Annotated in this window: 5 protein-coding genes; all 5 read left to right on the top strand. The window is 74.8% G+C overall.

Features of this window, described 5'->3' with window-relative positions; all coding sequences use genetic code 11:
* The first annotated feature begins 43 nt into the window (after positions 1-43).
* The 5 genes from ACM26Y_RS14345 (at position 44) to ACM26Y_RS14325 (ending at position 17,724) form a co-directional block, all read left to right on the top strand.
* Positions 44-14,782, top strand: coding sequence for an amino acid adenylation domain-containing protein (locus tag ACM26Y_RS14345; protein ID WP_416061232.1), 14,739 nt, complete (start codon positions 44-46; stop codon positions 14,780-14,782).
* A gap of 35 nt (positions 14,783-14,817) precedes the next feature.
* On the top strand, positions 14,818-15,780 hold the full coding sequence (locus tag ACM26Y_RS14340; protein WP_289378338.1) for an ATP-binding cassette domain-containing protein: 963 nt from the start codon (positions 14,818-14,820) through the stop codon (positions 15,778-15,780).
* Positions 15,777-16,556, top strand: coding sequence for an ABC transporter permease (locus ACM26Y_RS14335; RefSeq protein WP_003935844.1), 780 nt, complete (start codon positions 15,777-15,779; stop codon positions 16,554-16,556). The genes ACM26Y_RS14340 and ACM26Y_RS14335 overlap by 4 nt, the downstream gene beginning before the upstream one ends.
* Positions 16,553-17,344 carry an ABC transporter permease gene (locus ACM26Y_RS14330; protein ID WP_003935843.1) on the top strand — a complete coding sequence of 264 codons (792 nt, stop codon included), beginning with the start codon at positions 16,553-16,555 and terminating at the stop codon, positions 17,342-17,344. The genes ACM26Y_RS14335 and ACM26Y_RS14330 overlap by 4 nt, the downstream gene beginning before the upstream one ends.
* Positions 17,345-17,466: 122 nt before the next feature.
* The gene (locus tag ACM26Y_RS14325) at positions 17,467-17,724 is read left to right on the top strand and encodes a chorismate mutase (RefSeq protein ID WP_054374703.1); all 258 of its coding nucleotides are present in this window, start codon (positions 17,467-17,469) and stop codon (positions 17,722-17,724) included.
* Positions 17,725-17,752 lie beyond the last annotated feature (28 nt).

Raw genomic sequence — 17,752 nt, 5'->3', positions numbered from 1 at the left:
ACCGTGGAAGCAGCACAGTCCACCGGTCGTCAGGAGTACCCCCGTGTTGCACGAAAGCCCGGTCGCCCAAGCACATTTCGGTGCCCAGCAACCCGCCGGCGCGTTCCCGCTCTCGGCAGCCCAGCGCGGTATCTGGTTCGCCCAGCACCTGGCCGGCGACACGCCCGTCAACATCGCCCAGTACGTCGACATCACCGGGGACCTCGACCTCGACGCCCTCGAGACGTCCGCTCGTGCGGTCGGACGCGAGTTCGGCACCGGTTTCCTGCGCATCCTCGAAGAGGACGGTCACCCGTTCCAGACCGTCGTGCACACCGGAGAGCGCCTGACGGTGGTCGACCTGCGCGGCGAAGCCGATCCCGTCGCCGCGGCCCGCGACTGGATGGAGCGCGACTACACCGCGCCGGTCGACATGTGCAGCGACCGGCTCGCCGTCACCGCCGTGCTGCGCGTCGCCGACAACCGCTGGTTCTGGTACGCCCGGATCCACCACATCGCCCTCGACGGCGTCGGAGCGATGACCCTCGTCGCGCGCACCGCCGAGCGCTACACCGCCACCGTCACCGGAACCGAGGTGCACGCCCCGCGCACCGCGGCGCTGCCCGACATCGTCGCCGAGGACGAGGCCTACCGCCGTTCCCCGCGGTTCGAGACCGACCGCGCGTACTGGACCGAACACCTGGCCGGCCTGGGTGATCCCGTGTCGCTGGCCGGCCGGGCCGCCCCCGCCGACGCGCATCCGCTGCTGGTCGGCGCGGAACTTCCCCCCGACACCGAGCAGGCCCTGCGCGATGCCGCGACCCGGCGCGGGTCGAGCCTCGCCCCGCTCGTGGTCGCCGCGTTCGGCACCTACCTCGCCCGGATGACCGGCCACGACGAGGTGATGCTCAGCCTGCCCGTCTCGGCCCGCACCACCGCCGTGCTGCGCCGCTCCGGCGGCATGCTCGCCAACGTCGTGCCGCTGCGGTTGCGGACCGACGCCGCCACCGTCGCCTCCGTCATCGCCGCAGCGGAACTCGAGCTGACCGGGGCGCTGCGCCGCCAGCGGTACCGGCAGGAGGACATCGCCCGCGACCTCGGTCTCACCGGCGACCACGCCGCCGGGTTCGGCCCGTCGGTCAACCTCATGCTGTTCGACCACCAGGTCCGGCTCGGCGCGCTCACCGGCCGGGTGCACGTGCTCACCTCCGGGCTCATCGAGGACCTCTTCGTCAACCTCTACCCGGGCGGGCACAGCACGCACCTCGACTTCCAGGCCAACCCGAACCTGTACACCCGGGACGAGCTCGCCGCGCACCACCGTCGGTTCCTCGCGTTCCTGCACCGGTTCGCCACCGCCGCCCCGGACCGGCGGCTCACCGACCTGGACCTGCTCGACGAGGACGAGCGCGCGGCTCTCGTCCCGGCCCGTGGCGCCGACCCGGTGCCCGCCCGCACCCTCGCCGACCTGCTCACCGCGGGGGCGGCCCTCGACCCCGGTGCCGTCGCCGTGATCGACGGTCCCCGCACCGTGACCTACTCCGAACTGGACAGCGCCACCGACCGGCTCGCCCGGCTGCTGCTGACCCGCGGCGCCGGCCCGGAGACCACCGTCGCGCTGGCGCTGGCGCGCTCGCTCGACTCGGTGCAGTCCGTGTGGGCGGTTGCCAAGACCGGGGCCGCGTTCGTGCCCGTCGACCCCGGCCACCCTCGCGCCCGGCTCGAACACGTCCTGCGCGACAGCGGCGCCCGCATCGGCCTGACCGTCGCCGCGCACCGCGACGGCCTGCCCGACGACACCGACTGGATCGTGCTGGACGACCCCGGGACCGTCGCGGCGATCGCGGCCACGGACGCCGCGCCGGTCACCGACCGGAGGATCCGACCCGAGCACGCCGCCTACATCGTCTACACCTCCGGGTCCACCGGCACCCCCAAGGGCGTCGTCGTCACCCACGCCGGCCTGGCGAACCTCGCCGACGACACCCGCACGCGGCTCGCCCTCACCCCCGGCTCGCGCGCCACCCACCTGTACTCACCGGCCTTCGACTCCTCGATCGAGGAGCTGCTGTCGACCTTCACGGCCGGCGCCACCCTGGTGGTGGTACCGCCGCAGGCCTACGGCGGTACCGAGCTCGCCGAGGTGCTGCACGCCGGACGAGTCACCCACCTCGACGCGACCCCGGCCGTGCTCGCGACCCTCGACCCCGACGCCCACCCCGAGATCGGCACGGTCGTGGTCGGTGGTGACGCCTGCCCGCCCGACCTGGCCGACCGCTGGTCCCGGGGGCGGAAGTTCCTCAACGCCTACGGCCCCACCGAGGCCACGGTCACCGCCACGTTCGCCGCCCCGCACCGTCGGGGCGCCGGCGTCGACGTCGGAGCACCGATCCGTGGCATGCGTGCCCTGGTCCTCGACCGGTGGCTGCAGCCCGTGCCGGTGGGGGTGACCGGCGAGCTGTACCTGGCCGGGCCGGGTGTCGCGCGCGGCTACCTCGGCCGCCCCGACCTGACCGCGGCCCGCTTCGTGGCCGACCCGTCCGCGCCCGGCGAACGCATGTACCGCACCGGCGACCTGGTCCGCTGGCGCGGTGTGTCCCTTGGGCTGCCAGGGGAACCCGAAGGACACACCGGCGGCGCAACCGCCGTGCTCGAGTTCGCCGGCCGCACCGACCACCAGGTCAAGATCCGTGGATTCCGCGTCGAACTCGGCGAGGTCGATGCCGCGCTGCTGCGGCACGAGACCGTGGCCCGGGCCGTCACCGTCGGCACCTCCACGCCCGCCGGCGCAACCGTCCTCGCTGCCTACGTCGTCGGACGTCCCGGCACCCCCGTCGACGGTGACGCCCTGCGCGCCGCACTCGCCGACACCCTGCCCGCCTACCTCGTGCCCGCGGTGGTCACCGTGCTGCCCGAGCTGCCGCTCACCCCCGTCGGCAAGATCGACCGGGCCGCCTTGCCCGCCCCCGACTTCGGCGCCCCCGCGACCGCCGGCGGCCGCGCCCCCGAGGGCGCACGCGAGGAACTGATCGGCGCGCTGTTCGCCCAGGTGCTCGGGGTGGAGCGGGTTTCCGCCGACGACAGCTTCTTCGCCCTCGGCGGCGACAGCATCGTCGCGATCACCCTGGTCTCCCGCGCCCGCGCCGCCGGACTGCGCTTCACCGCCCGCGACGTCTTCGAACGTCGCACCGTCGCCGCCCTGGCCGCCGTCGCGGTGGCGGACACCGGCGCCGCGACGGCCCTCGCCGAACTCCCCGGGGGCGGCACCGGCCCGGTCGAGACCACCCCGATCGTCGCCGAACTGCTGGCCGGCGGCGAGCCCGTCGACCGGTACGGGCAGGCCGTGCTGATCCGGCTGCCCGAGCACCCCGACGCCGCGCACCTGGCCGGGGCCGTGCAGGCGCTGCTCGATCGGCACGACGCGCTGCGGATGCGGCTGACCGCGGCCCGCACGCTCGAGGTGCTCCCGGCCGGCGCGGTCACCGCCGAGGCGGTGCTGCACCGCACCCCCGTCGACGCGCCACGCCGCGCCGCCGAGGCCGTGCTGGAGGCCGCGGCGGACCGGCTCGACCCGGCCGCCGGGATCGTCGCCCAGTTCGCGTGGCTGGCCTCGCCCGACGGCCGCGACGACCTGCTCGTGGCCGTCGTCCACCACCTCGCCGTGGACGCGGTGTCCTGGCGCATCCTGCTGCCCGACCTCGCCGCCGCCTACACCAGCGGCGGTGCCGCGTCCGCCCTCGCCCCGGTCGGCACGTCGCTGCGCCGGTGGGCGCACGGCCTGACCGAGGCCGATCGCAGCGACGAATTGCCGCTGTGGGAGCGGATTCTCGCCACGCCCGATCCGGCGCTGGGGGAGCGGCCCTTCGACCCGGCGCGCGACACCGTCGCCACCTCCGCGCAGCTGCGCGTGCGCGTGCCCGCCGAGGTCACCGACGCCGTCCTGACCGCCGTGCCCCAGCGTTTCCACTGCGGCCCCGTCGAGGCGCTGCTCGCCGCGCTCGGTCTGGCCGCCGACCGGTGGCGCCGCAACCGTGGCCGCACCGTCCCCGCGACGCTCGTCGGTGTCGAGGGCCACGGCCGGGAGGAGGCGGCGGTGCCCGGTGCCGACCTGTCCCGCACCGTCGGATGGTTCACCACCGTGCACCCGCTGGACGTGGACCTGACCGAGATCGACGTCGACGACGCCTTCGGTGGCGGTGCCGCCGCGGGCGCGGCGATCCGATCGGTCAAGGAACGGCTCGCCACCGTCCCCGACCACGGCATCGGCTACGGCCTGCTCCGGTACGTCGCCGGGCTCCTGCCCGCGCATCCGGCACCGCAGATCGCGTTCAACTTCCTCGGCCGCATCGACACCACGGTCGACGGGCCGTGGCTGCCGCTCGGCACCGCCGCGACCCGCGAACCACGCATGCCGCTGCCCGCGGTGCTCGACATCGACGCCGCCGTCGACGGCGAAGGTCTCGTCGGCACCTTCACCTACGCGAGCGGCCTGCTCGACGAGGACGCCGTCGACGAGTTCGCACAGCTGTGGGTGGCTGCGCTCGCCGCGCTCGCCTGGCACGTCGCCGACCCGGCCGCCGGCGGGCACAGTCCCTCCGACTTCCCGCTCGTCGCCGTCGACCAGGACCGGATCGACGAATGGGAGCACGAGCGGGGAGGCCTGGCCGACGTGTGGCCACTGTCGCCCCTGCAGGCCGGGCTGCTGTTCCACACCGGCTACGCCGCCGCGGACGCCCCCGACGACTACACCGTGCAGACCGTGCTCGACCTCGCCGGCACCGTCGACGCCGCCCGGCTGCGCGCCGCTGCCCAGTCCGTGGTCGACCGGCACGACAGCCTGCGCGCCGCCTTCCGTGACACCGCCGCCGGCCCGGTCCAGCTCGTGCGGCACACCGCCGTGCTGCCCTGGCGGGAAACCGACCTGCGCGGCCGCGCCGACACCGACGGCGAACTGGCGCGTATCCTCGAGGCGGACCGCGCCGACCGGTTCGACCTCGCCGCCGCGCCGCTGCTGCGCATCCATCTGATCCGCATCGCCGACGACCGGTACCGGCTGCTGCTGACCAACCACCACCTCGTCCTCGACGGCTGGTCCACCCCGCTGCTCGTCGCCGAACTGCTCACCGCCTACGCCGCGGGCGCGGCGGTACCCGGCCCGGCGCCGTCGTTCCGCGACCACCTGGCCTGGCTCGCCGGCCGGGACGCCGGCGCCGCACGGTCCGCGTGGGCCCGGGCCCTGGACGGCATCGACGCCCCCACCCTCCTCGCCCCGCACGCCGACGCGGCCGACACCGGCGGCGCCGCCCACACCGTCGAACTGAGCGCCGAGACGGCCGCCGGACTCGCCGCCGTCACCCGCGCCCACGACGTCACCCTCGCCACCGTCGTGCAGGCGGCGTGGGGGCTGACCCTGGCCGAGGCCACCGGCCGCACCGACGTGGTGTTCGGCTCCACCGTCTCCGGCCGCCCGCCCGAGCTGCCGGGCGTGGACGCGGTGCTGGGTCTGTTCGTCAACACCGTGCCGGTGCGAGTGCGCCTGCAGCCCACCGACACCGGCACCGAACTGCTGCGCCGCGTCCAGGCCGAACAGGCGGCGCTGCTCGAGCACCAGCATCTCGGCCTCCCCGAGATCCACCGGGCGGCCGGCGCCACCGAACTGTTCGACACCCTCGCCGTCGTCGAGTCCTACCCACTCGACCGCGACGCGCTGTCCGCAATGGCCGGCAACGCCGGAATGCGGGTCCTCGGCGTCACCGGCGCCGAAGCCACCCCGTACCCCGCGAGCCTGATCGTGGAGCCGGGCGACCGGCCGCAGCTGAGCCTGCGCTACCGCCCCGCCTCGGTCGGCGACGTCGCCGCCCGCCACCTCGTCGAGCGATGCGCGCAGCTGCTCGGGGCGCTCGCCCGGACTCCGGACCGCCGCATCGCCGCGCTCGGCGCTCCCGGTGTCGCAGCCCCGTTCACCCCCGGTCGGGACCGGGCCGTCACGCTCGCCGAGATCCTCACTGGTACCGCAACCCGTCACCCGGACGCGGTCGCCGTCGTCGCCGACGCCGGCGAGATCACCTACCGCGACCTGAACGACCGGGCCGACGCACTGGCGGGGCTGCTCGCGGCGCACGGCGCCGGACCCGGCACGGCCGTCGCGCTGGCGCTCACCCGCTCGTTCGAGTCGCTCCTCGCCGTGTGGGCGGTCGCGAAGACCGGTGCCGCCTTCGTTCCCGTCGATCCGCGCCATCCGCAGGACCGGATCGAGCACATGCTCACCGACTCCGGCGCCCGGCTGGGCGTCACGGTCTCCGCTCACGGCGACCGGCTGACCGGTTCCGCGGCGACCTGGCTGGTTCTCGACGACCCCGCCACCCCCGCCCGCCTCGCCGCGACCGGGCCCGCAGCGTCGTCGCCGGCCCGGCTCGACGACCCGGCCTACCTCATCTACACCTCCGGCTCCACCGGCACCCCGAAGGCCGTCACCGTCACCCACCGCGGCCTGGGCAACCTGATCGACGCCCAGATCGCCGTGCTCGGACTGACCCCCTCGGCCCGCGTCGCGCACGTCGCGTCACCGAGCTTCGACGCCTCCGTCTTCGAACAACTCGCCGCGTTCGCCGTCGGCGCCGGGCTCGTCGTCGTGCCGCCGACCGTCGTCGGCGGCGACGAACTGACCGCCCGGCTCACCGCCGCCGCCGTCACCCACCTCGTCCTCACCCCCGCGGTGCTGGCCACCCTCGACCCGGCGGCGGCCACCACTGTGCAGACGGTGGGCGTCGCCGGCGAAGCCGTCCCCACCGACCTGGTGCGCCGGTGGGCGCCCGGCCGGACGATGCTCAACTTCTACGGGCCGACCGAGGCCACCATCTGGGCCACCGTCGCCGACCTCACCGCCGACGCGCCCATCACGCTCGGCACCGGCATCCCCGGCACCGAAACCGTCGTCCTCGACGGCTGGCTCCGGCCGGCGCCCCTCGGCACGGTCGGCGAACTGTACCTGTCCGGCCCCGGTCTGGCCCGCGGCTACCACGGGCGGGCACCCCTGACCGCGAGCCGGTTCGTCGCGCATCCTCGCCGGCCCGGCGCACGGATGTACCGCACCGGTGACCTCGTGCGCTGGACCCGCGACGACGACGGCCGACTCGTCCTGGAATATCTGGGCCGCACCGACTTCCAGGTCAAGGTGCGCGGCATCCGCGTCGAGCTCGGCGAGATCGACACCGCCCTCACCACCGACGGTGACGTCGACTTCGCGACCACGCTCGGACGCCCCGGACCCACCGGCTCGACCGTCCTCGTCTCCTACGTGCGACCCGCGCCGGGGCGCACCCTCGACCCGGACCGGCTGCGGGACCGGCTCGCCGACCAGCTCCCCGCCCATCTCGTGCCCGCCGCGATCGTCGTCCTCGACGAGGTTCCGCTCACCCCGGTCGGCAAGCTCGACCGGACGGCGCTGCCGGCACCGGACTTCGGCCGCAGCCGCCGCCCGGCCCGCGCGCCGCGCGGACCCGTGGAGACCGCTGCCGCCGCCGCGTTCGCCGAGGTTCTCGGGCTGGACGACCTCGGTGCCGACGACTCGTTCTTCGACCTGGGTGGCAACTCCCTCGACGCGACCCGCGTGATCGCCCGCGTCAACGCCACCGCCGGCACCGCCCTGGCGGTACGCGACCTGTTCGAGGCCCCCACCCCGGCGGCGCTCGCCGCCCGCGCCGCGGGCCGCACCGGTGCCGCCGCCGCGCTCGGGCGCCGCGAGCGTCCCGCCCGCCTGCCGCTCGGACCGGCACAGCACCGGATGTGGGTGCTCAACCAGTTCGACCCCGACTCCGGCGTCTACAACATCCCGGTGGCGCTGCGCCTGCGCGGACCGCTCGACCTCACCGCCCTCGCCGCCGCCTTCGGCGACCTCACCGGCCGGCACGAGAGTCTGCGCACCGTCTTCCCGGCCGACGCACACGGCCCGCACCAGGTGATCGTCGACACGGTGCCCCCCGGCATCGACGTCGTCGACGTGCCCGCGGACGCGGTCCGCGGCGCGGTGGCGGACTTCGCCGGTGCCGGTTTCGACCTGACCGCCGAGCTGCCGGTGCGGGCCCGGGTGCTGCGGCTGGGGGTGCAGGAGCACGTGCTGGTGCTGGTGCTGCACCACATCGCCGCGGACGGGGTGTCGGTGGCGCCGCTGGCGCGGGACCTGATCGCCGCGTACGCCGCGCGCACCGCGGGTGCGGCACCCGGCTGGGCGCCGCTGCCGGTGCAGTACGCCGACTACACGCTGTGGCAACGCGAGACGCTCGGCGAGCCCGACGACCCCGACTCGACCACCGCCCGGCAACTGGACTTCTGGACCCGCACGCTGGCCGGCCTCCCGGACCGGATCACCCTGCCCACCGACCGGCCCGGACCCGCGGTGCAGTCCGGCGCGAGCGCCGACATCGCCTTCACCCTCGACGCGGACCTCCACGCCGGGCTGCGACGTCTCGCCCGCACCGCGAACGCCACCGTGTTCATGACCGTGCACGCCGCGCTCGCCGCGCTGCTCTCGCGCCTCGGCGCCGGCGACGACATCGCGGTGGGCACCGCGGTCGCCGGTCGCGGCGCCGCCGAACTCGACGACCTGGTCGGCATGTTCGTCAACACGGTGGTCCTGCGCACCCCGGTGCGCCCCGAGGTCACGTTCGCCGACCTGGTGGCGCAGGTCCGCGAGGCCGACCTGGCCGCCTTCGCCCACGCCGACCTGCCGTTCGACCAGGTGATCGAAGCGGTGCGCCCGGCTCGCTCCACCGCGCACCACCCGCTGTTCCAGGTCTCCCTCGCGCTGGCCGACTTCGCGGCGCCGACCCTCGACCTCGACGGGCTCGAGATCGCCCCGGAGGACATCGCCCGGGTCTCCTCGCAGTTCGACCTCGGGCTCGAGCTGCGCGAGCACACCGGCGACGACGGCCGGCCCGCCGGGCTGGACGCCACCCTCACCTACGCGACCGACCTGTTCGACGACGCCACCGCCCGCACCCTCGCCGCGCGGTTCGTGCGCTTCCTCGCCACCGTGACCGCCGACCCGGCCGTCCCCGTCGGGGACGTGGCACTGCTGGACGCGGCCGAGTCCGCCGAACTGGCCGCCACGGCCGGCCCGGCGGGTATCGGGCCGTGGCTGCTGCCCACGCTGCTCGCGGCCGCCGCCGCCGCACACCCCGCGCGCCCGGCGCTGCGGGCCGGCGGCACCGACTGGACCTATCGTGAACTCGACGATGCCGCCGGCCGGCTCGCGCACCGGCTCGTCGCCGCCGGGGTGGGTCCGGACGTGCGCGTGGCACTCGCACTGCCCCGCTCCGCGGAGTCGGTGCTCGCCGTGTGGGCGGTCGCCAAGGCCGGGGGCGCCTTCGTGCCCGTCGACCCGGCGTACCCGGCCGAGCGCATCGCGCACATGCTCCACGACAGCGGCGCCACCTTCGGACTGACCACGGCTGCGCACCGGGCCGCGCTGCCCGGCGCGCTCACCTGGCTCGAGCTCGACGACCCGGCGCTGCAGGCCGCATGCGCCGACGACTCGTCCGCACCGTGGACCGATGCGGACCGGACCCGGCCGCTGCATCCCGACCACGCCGCCTACCTCATCTACACCTCCGGCTCGACCGGCACCCCGAAGGCCGTCACCGTCACCCACCGCGGGCTGGCGAACATCGTTCGCGCCCAGTCCGACTCGCTCGACGTCGGGCCGGACGCGCGGGTCCTCGGCTTCGCCTCGCCGAGCTTCGACGCGGCCGTCTTCGAACAGCTGGCCGCCTTCGGCGCCGGGGGCTGCCTGGTGTCGGTCCCGCCCGGCGTCGTCGGCGGCACCGAACTGGCCGCACTCCTCGAGGCCGAGCAGGTGACACACGTGGTCCTCACCCCCTCGGTGCTCGCGACGCTGGACTCGGCGGAGCCGACCACGATCCGGGTGCTCGCGGTGGCCGGCGAGGCGGTCGGTTCGGACCTGGTGGAGCGGTTCGCCGGGGGACGGACGATGCTGAACCTGTACGGGCCGACGGAGGCCACCATCTGGGCCACCGCGTCGACGGCGCTGACGGCGGGCCGGCCGGTGACGATCGGATCGGCCGTGCGCGGCGTGACGCCCCTGGTGCTCGACGGCCGGCTGCGCCCGGTCCCGGTGGGTGTGGCGGGGGAGTTGTACCTCGCCGGCGACGGACTGGCGCGCGGCTACCACGGGCGGCCGGGACTGACCGCAGCCCGGTTCGTGGCGCATCCGCAGGGAGCGCGGATGTACCGCACCGGGGACGTGGTGCGGTGGGTGCACGCCGCGGGCCGCCTCGAGCTCGAGTACGTCGGCCGCAGTGACCACCAGGTCAAGGTCCGCGGAATGCGGATCGAGGTGGGGGAGATCGACGCGGCGCTGACCGGGCTGCCGGAGGTCGACCGCGCGGTGACGGTGGGCCGGCCCGGCCCGGCCGGCTCCCCGGTGCTGGTGTCGTACGTACTCGCGGCGACTGGATGCGACCCGACGACGGAGGCGCTGCGGGCCCGGATGTCCGAGTCGCTGCCGGCCCACCTCGTGCCGGCGGCGGTCGTCGTGCTCGACGAAATGCCGCTGACGCCGGTGGGCAAGCTGGACCGGGCGGCGCTGCCCGAGCCCGTGTTCGCCGCCGGCGCGGGGCGGGCCCCGCGCACCCCGGCGGAGGAGGCCGTGGTCGCCGCGTTCGCCGAGGTGCTGGACCTGGACCGGGTGGGGATCGACGACTCGTTCTTCGACCTCGGCGGCAACTCGCTCGACGCCACCCGCGTCGTCGCCCGCCTGAACTCCGCCCTGGCGGTGCGCGACCTGTTCGAGGCGCCCACCGCCGCGGCGCTGGCCGTGCGCCTGCTCGAGCGTCCCGCCCCGAGGATCGCCCTCACGGCCCGGCCCCGCCCGGCCCGGGTGCCCCTCGGGCCGGCGCAGCAGCGCATGTGGGTGCTCAACCAGCTCGACCCGACCTCCGCGGCGTACAACATTCCCGTCGCGTTGCGCCTGTCCGGGCCGATCGACGCCGCGGCGTTCGTCGCGGCGTGGCGGGACGTGACCGACCGGCACGAGAGCTTGCGCACCGTCTTCCCCGCCGATGCGGACGGCCCGCACCAGGTGGCCGTCGACGCCGGGAACGTGCTCGACTTCACCGAGGCACCTGCCGACGTGCCTGCCGCGGTGGCGGACTTCGCCGGTGCCGGTTTCGACCTGACCGTCGAGCTGCCGGTGCGGGCCCGGGTGCTGCGCCTGGGGGTGCAGGAGCACGTGCTGGTGCTGGTGTTGCACCACATCGCCGCGGACGGGGTGTCGGTGGCGCCGCTGGCGCGGGACCTGATCGCCGCGTACGCCGCGCGCACCGCGGGTGCGGCGCCCGGCTGGGCGCCGCTGGCGGTGCAGTACGCCGACTACACGCTGTGGCAACGCGACATCCTCGGCGACGAGACCGATCCGCGGTCGACCGCCGCGCTACAGTGCGACTTCTGGGTGAGCACCCTCGCCGGGCTTCCGGACCGGATCACCCTGCCCACCGACCGCCCGCGCCCGCCCGTGCAGTCCATGGCGAGCGCCGACGTGGATCTCGCGCTCGGTGCCGACGTGCACGCCCGGCTGCGGGCCGTCGCCGCCACCGAACACGCCACCGTGTTCATGACCGTGCACGCCGCGCTCGCCGCGCTGCTCTCGCGCCTCGGCGCCGGCGACGACATCGCGGTGGGCACCGCGGTCGCCGGTCGCGGCGCCGCCGAACTCGACGACCTGGTCGGCATGTTCGTCAACACGGTGGTCCTGCGCACCCCGGTGCGCCCCGAGGTCACGTTCGCCGACCTGGTGGCGCAGGTCCGCGAGGCCGACCTGGCCGCCTTCGCCCACGCCGACCTGCCGTTCGACCAGGTGGTCGAGGCGGTGCGCCCGGCTCGCTCCACCGCGCACCACCCGCTGTTCCAGGTCTCCCTCGCGCTGGCGAACTTCGAGCAGCCGGAGCTCGAGGTCGCGGGCCTGCGCATCGAACTGCAGGACGTCGCCCACGAGTCCTCACCGTTCGACCTGAGCCTCACCCTGCGCGAACGCACGACCGCGAACGGCGAACCCGACGGAATCGAGGTGACCCTCGGCTACGCCACCGACCTGTTCGACGACGCCACCGCCCGCACCCTCGCCGCCCGCTTCGGCCGGCTGCTGACGGCGGTCGCCGAGAACCCGCACGCCACGATCGGCGACGTCGACCTGCTCGACCCGCAGGAGGCCGACGAACTGCGGGCCGGCACGGGCCCGGAGTCCGTCGCCCCGGTGACCCTGCCGGAACTGCTGAACGCCGCGGCGACGGCGCGACCCGACGCCGTCGCCGTCGTCACCGACGACCGGCAGGTCACCTATCGCGAACTCGACGCCCGCGCGGCGCTGCTCGCCGACGCCCTCGCCGCGCGGGGTGCCGGTCCGGGCACTCTCGTCGCGCTGGCACTGACCCGATCGTTCGAGTCGGTGCTCGCGGTGTGGGCGGTCGCTCGAACGGGCGCGGCGTTCGTGCCCGTCGATCCCCGGCACCCGCAGGAACGGATCGAGTACATGCTCGCCGATTCCGGGGCCGTCCTGGGGGTGACCGTGACCGAGCACCACGACCGCCTGCCCGCCTCGGTCGGGTGGCTGGTGCTCGACGGCCCGGCCGCCGACACCCGCCTCGCGCTCGTCCCGCAGCGGCCGCGGGTCACGGCCGTGCACGTCGACGATCCCGCCTACCTGATCTACACCTCCGGTTCGACCGGTACCCCCAAGGCGGTCACCGTCACCCACCGCGGACTGGGCAACCTCGTTGCGGCGCAGCAGGAGACCCTGGCGCTGACCCCGCAGGCCCGGATCGCGCACATCGCGTCGCCGAGTTTCGACGCCGCGGTGTTCGAGCAGCTCGCCGCATTCGCGGTCGGTGCCCGCCTCGTGGTCGTCCCGCCCACCGTCGTGGGCGGCACCGAACTCGCCGACCGGCTCCGTGCGGCCCGGGTCAGTCATCTCGTCGTCACCCCCGCCGCGCTGTCGACGCTCGACCCGGCCGCACTGGCCTCGGTGGAGGTGCTGGCCGTGGCCGGGGAGGCGACCGGACCGGAACTCGTGGACCGGTTCGGTGAGGGCCGCACGATGCTGAACCTGTACGGACCGACGGAGGCCACCATCTGGGCGACGGCGGGTCCGCTGGTGCCGGGCCGGGCGGTGACGATCGGATCGGCCGTGCGTGGCGTGACGCCGCTGGTGCTCGACGCCCGCCTGCGGCCGGTACCCGCCGGCGTGACGGGCGAGCTCTACCTGGCCGGGGCCGGGCTGGCGCGGGGCTATCACGGACGGGCGGGACTGACTGCCGGCCGGTTCGTCGCTCGTCCCGATCAGCCGGGGGAGCGGATGTACCGCACCGGGGACCTCGTGCGGTGGGTGCGGACCGGGCACGGGCTCGAGCTCGAGTACCTCGGGCGCGGTGACCACCAGGTCAAGGTCCGCGGGATGCGTGTCGAGGTCGGCGAGATCGACGCGGCGCTCACGGCCCTGCCCGAGGTCGACTTCGCGGTCACCGTCGGGCGACCCGGACCGTCCGGCGCCCAGGTGCTCGTCTCCTACGTGCTCCCGGCTCCGGGACATCACCTCGACCCGGCCCGGGTGCAGCGCCGGACGGCGCAGCGGCTGCCCGGACACCTGGTGCCGGCGGCGATCGTCGTGCTCGACGAACTGCCGCTGACCCCGGTCGGCAAGCTGGACCGGGCGGCGCTGCCGGAGCCGGTGTTCGCGGCCGGCTCGGGACGCGCCCCGCGCACCCCCGCGGAGGAGGCGGTGGTCGCGGTGTTCGCGCAGGTGCTCGGCCTCGCGCACGTCGGGATCGACGACTCGTTCTTCGACCTGGGCGGGACCTCCCTCGATGCCACCCGGGCCTGCGATCGGCTCGGCGCCGAACTCGGGACCGCCGTGCCGGTGATCGCGCTGTTCTCGGCGCCCACCCCGGCGGCCCTGGCCGCCCACATCGAGGCCGAGGACACCGGCGGGCAGCCGGACTCGCCGTTCGCGGTGCGGCTGCCGCTGCGCACCGACGGCGACGGAGCGCCGCTGTTCTGCGTGCATCCGGCGTCCGGACTGGCCTGGGGCTACGCCGGGCTCGCCGCGCACCTCGCCCCCGGACGGCCGGTGTACGGACTGCAGTCTCCGCACCTCGACGGCCGCGAGGGCGCCCCGGCGACGATCGCCGCGTACGCCGAGCGGTACGTCGACGAGATCCGTGCGGTCCAGCCCACCGGCCCGTACCACCTGCTGGGCTGGTCGCTCGGCGGATTCATCGCCCACGCCGTCGCCGCGCGGTTGCGCGATGCCGGCGAGGAGGTGGCGCTGCTCGCGCTGCTCGACGCGGACCTGATCGCCCGCGACGTCGCGGCGCCGGAACCGCTGACCGCCGGCGAACTCGTCGCGGCCCTCGGCTCGTCCCTGGGGCTGCCCGACCTCGATCCGGCCCTGACGGCCGCCGAGGCCGCCGCGCTGATCCGCACCCACACCGGGGCGCCGGTCGAGGCCGGCCACCTCGACCGGATGACCGCCGAGTACAACGGTTCGGCGTCGCTGCTCGCCGGCTACCGGCCGCCGCTCTACGACGGTGACCTCGTCTTCGTCACCGCGACGGCCGACAAGCCGCAGCACGCCGGGGGTTTCGCCGGCTGGCGGCCCTACGTCACCGGCGCGATGCACAACCACCTGCTCGATGTCGCACACGACCGGATGACCGCACCCGACGCGGTGCCCACCCTGGCCGCGGTGCTCGACCGGCACCTCGGCGACGACCGGTACCTCGCCGCGTCCTGACCGCACAGTCCACCCCCGATTCCGAACGGAGCACCATGTCCCCCTCGACCCCCGCCGTCCTCGTCGACGCCGTCACCAAGAGCTTCGGGCCGGTCCCGGCCCTGTGCGGCGTGAGCTTCACTGCCGAGCCCGGTGAGGTTCTCGGCGTCCTCGGCCCCAACGGCGCCGGCAAGACGACCACCGTGAACATCCTGTCCACCCTGCTGCGGCCGGATTCCGGTCGTGCCGTCGTGGCCGGTCACGACGTCGTCACCGACCCGGCCGGGGTGCGCCGCGCGGTGATGCTCACCGGCCAGTACGCCGCCCTCGACGACATGCTCACCGGATTCGAGAACCTGGTCCTGTTCGCGCGCCTGCTCGGGCTGCGGCGCCGCGCCGCCCGGGCCCGCGCGCGGGAACTGCTCGCCGAGTTCGACCTCGAGGATGCCGCCGACCGGCGGGTCGGCAAGTACTCCGGCGGTATGCGCCGCCGCATCGACATCGCGTGCGGGCTCGTCGTCCCGCCCCGGGTGGTGTTCCTCGACGAGCCGACCACCGGCCTCGATCCGCGCAGCCGCCAACGGGTCTGGGACCTGATCGCCGGTTTCAAGGCGCAGGGCGTCACCACGTTGCTCACCACGCAGTACCTCGAGGAGGCCGACCTGCTCGCCGACCGGATCGTCGTCATCGACCGGGGTACGGTCGTCGCCGAGGGCACCCCCGCCCAGTTGAAGCAGCGCGTCGGCGCCACCTTCTGCGAGGTCGTCCCGGTACAGGTGACCGACGTGCCCGCCGTGGCGCAGGTGCTGCGCCGATTCGCCCCGGCGGCGGTGATCGAAGTCGCCGCCGACCGCGTCACGATCCCCGCCCCGCACGGCGCGGGCACCCTGGCGCAGGTCGCCACCGCCGTCGCCGCCCACGGTGTCGCGGTCTCCGACATCGCGCTGCGGCGACCGTCGCTGGACGAGGTCTTCCTCGCCCTCACCGCCACCCGGCCGCGATTCGAGGTGGTGGCATGACCACGACGACCGTCGCACCGTCGCCTTCACCGCTCTACCAGTGGTGGGTGCTGTCCGTGCGCACTCTGATCCCGGCCGTCCGCGGCGGCGAGCTCGTCACCGCACTCGTCGCTCCGCTCGTGTTCACCGTCGGGTTCTACGTGCCGCTGCAACGGGTGATCGCCCTGTTCACCGGCGGGACCGTCGACTACGGGCAGTTCCTGATGCCGCTGATCGCGCTGCAGGCCGTGTCCTTCACCGCGATCTCCGCCGCGTTCCTGGCCGCCACCGATGCGGTGCACGGCATCGACCGCCGGTTCGCGACGATGCCGATCGCGGCGGCCGTGCCGCTCGCCGCCCGCCTGTCCGCGAGCGCCGTCAAGTGCGCGTTGTCGCTGGCAGCAGCGATCGGTTGCGGGTACGTCATCGGTTTCCGCTTCGCCGGGACCACCGCGGCCGTCGGGTTCTGCGCACTTGCGCTCACCATCGGGATGGTCCTCACGCTCGGAGCCGATGTGCTCGGCACCGTGTTCCGCAGCCCGGAAGCCACCACGCAGGCCCTGATGCTGCCGCAGCTCGTGCTCGGAATGCTCTCCTGCGGCTTCGTTCCGATCGACCAGTTCCCGGCCTGGATCCAGCCGTTCGTCCGCAACCAGCCCGTCTCCCAGTTCGCGTCGAGCCTGCGCGGGCTCGCCGACGGCACCGGTGCCGCCCTGACGCCGACGCTGCTGTGGCTCGGCGGGATTCTTCTGGTCGTCGTCCCCCTGGCCACCCGCACGAACCGGAGGCAGCGATGAGCACCACCGTGACCACACCCGAGAACTCGGTCCCCGCTCTCGTGCGGCACACCATGCTGCAGGCCGGGCGCCTGCTGACCCGCTGGCGCCGGGATCCCATGACGGTCCTGCAGAGCCTCGCCTACCCGGTGCTCCTGTTGTTGATGCTCGAGGCGGTGCTCGGCCGGCAGGTCTCGGCGTTCGCCGGGCAGGACGCGCTGTACGGGACGGTGCCGATGGTTGTCGTGATGAGCGCGCTGCTCGGCTCGCTGGCCGGTGCCGTCACGCTCGGCCGCGAATGCGAGGCCGGGCTGCCCGCACGGCTGTGGGTGCTGCCCGTCCACCGGGCTTCGGCGCTGGCCTCGAGATTCCTCGCCGAGGCGGTGCGCATCGCCGTGACCACCGTCGTCGTCGTCGCTGCCGGGGTCGTGCTCGGTTTCCGCTTCCACCGCGGCCCGCTTGCCGCAATCGGATTCCTGGCCGTACCGGTGCTGTTCGGGCTGGCGTTCGCCGCGCTGGTCACCGCGGCCGCATTCATGGCCGCGAAAACGGTGGTCATCGAATCGATCTCGTTGCTGTGCACGCTGATGCTGTTCTTCAATCCGGGGTTCGTGCCGATCGGTGCGTACCCGGAGGTGCTCGCGCCGGTGATCCGCAACCAGCCCATGACCAGCGCCGTCGAGACGATGCAGGCGCTGGCCCTGGGCGGCGCCGTCCAGGGCCCGCTGGTGCGCACCGTGGCCTGGTCGGTGGCCCTGGTCGCGGTGTGCGCCGTGCCGGTGATCCGCGGATACCGGCGGGCCCTGTGACCGGATCGGCCGCCGGTGATCCCGGCAGGGTGGCGAATCCACCACCCGGGGTGGCTGTCTCCCGGCATCCGGGTACGGGAGGATCGATCCAGTGAACACGCCGAATCCCGAAGGGAGGCATCATGACCGCCGTTGCCGAACCAGGTACCACCGACTCCGAACTGCCCCGTCTGCGCGCCGACATCGACAGCCTCGACACCGAGATCCTCGCGGTGGTGCGGCGCCGTGTCGCGCTCGAGCGACGGATCGGGCAGCTCCGGGTCGGGACGGGGGCGCCCCGCGTCACCCACGCCCACGACATGAGCGTGATCCGCCGCTACGCCGCCGAGCTGGGGGAGGACGGAACGGCCCTGGCCCTGGTCCTGCTGCGTCTGCGTTAGGGGTGCGGCGTCGCGGGTCGGGACTGCC

Origin of the sequence: Rhodococcus indonesiensis, assembly GCF_047782815.1 — a bacterium.
Classification (GTDB): Bacteria; Actinomycetota; Actinomycetes; order Mycobacteriales; family Mycobacteriaceae; genus Rhodococcus; species Rhodococcus indonesiensis.
The sequence above is the reverse complement of the archived record's forward strand: the minus strand, read 5'-3'. Positions and strand labels throughout refer to the sequence as shown.

What these genes read in the sequence shown, in the direction of transcription:
- ACM26Y_RS14340 (WP_289378338.1), top strand. Translation starts at nt 14,818, where the DNA reads ATGTCCCCCTCGACCCCCGCCGTCCTCGTCGACGCCGTCACCAAGAGC.
- ACM26Y_RS14335 (WP_003935844.1), top strand. Translation starts at nt 15,777, where the DNA reads ATGACCACGACGACCGTCGCACCGTCGCCTTCACCGCTCTACCAGTGG.
- ACM26Y_RS14330 (WP_003935843.1), top strand. Translation starts at nt 16,553, where the DNA reads ATGAGCACCACCGTGACCACACCCGAGAACTCGGTCCCCGCTCTCGTG.
- ACM26Y_RS14325 (WP_054374703.1), top strand. Translation starts at nt 17,467, where the DNA reads ATGACCGCCGTTGCCGAACCAGGTACCACCGACTCCGAACTGCCCCGT.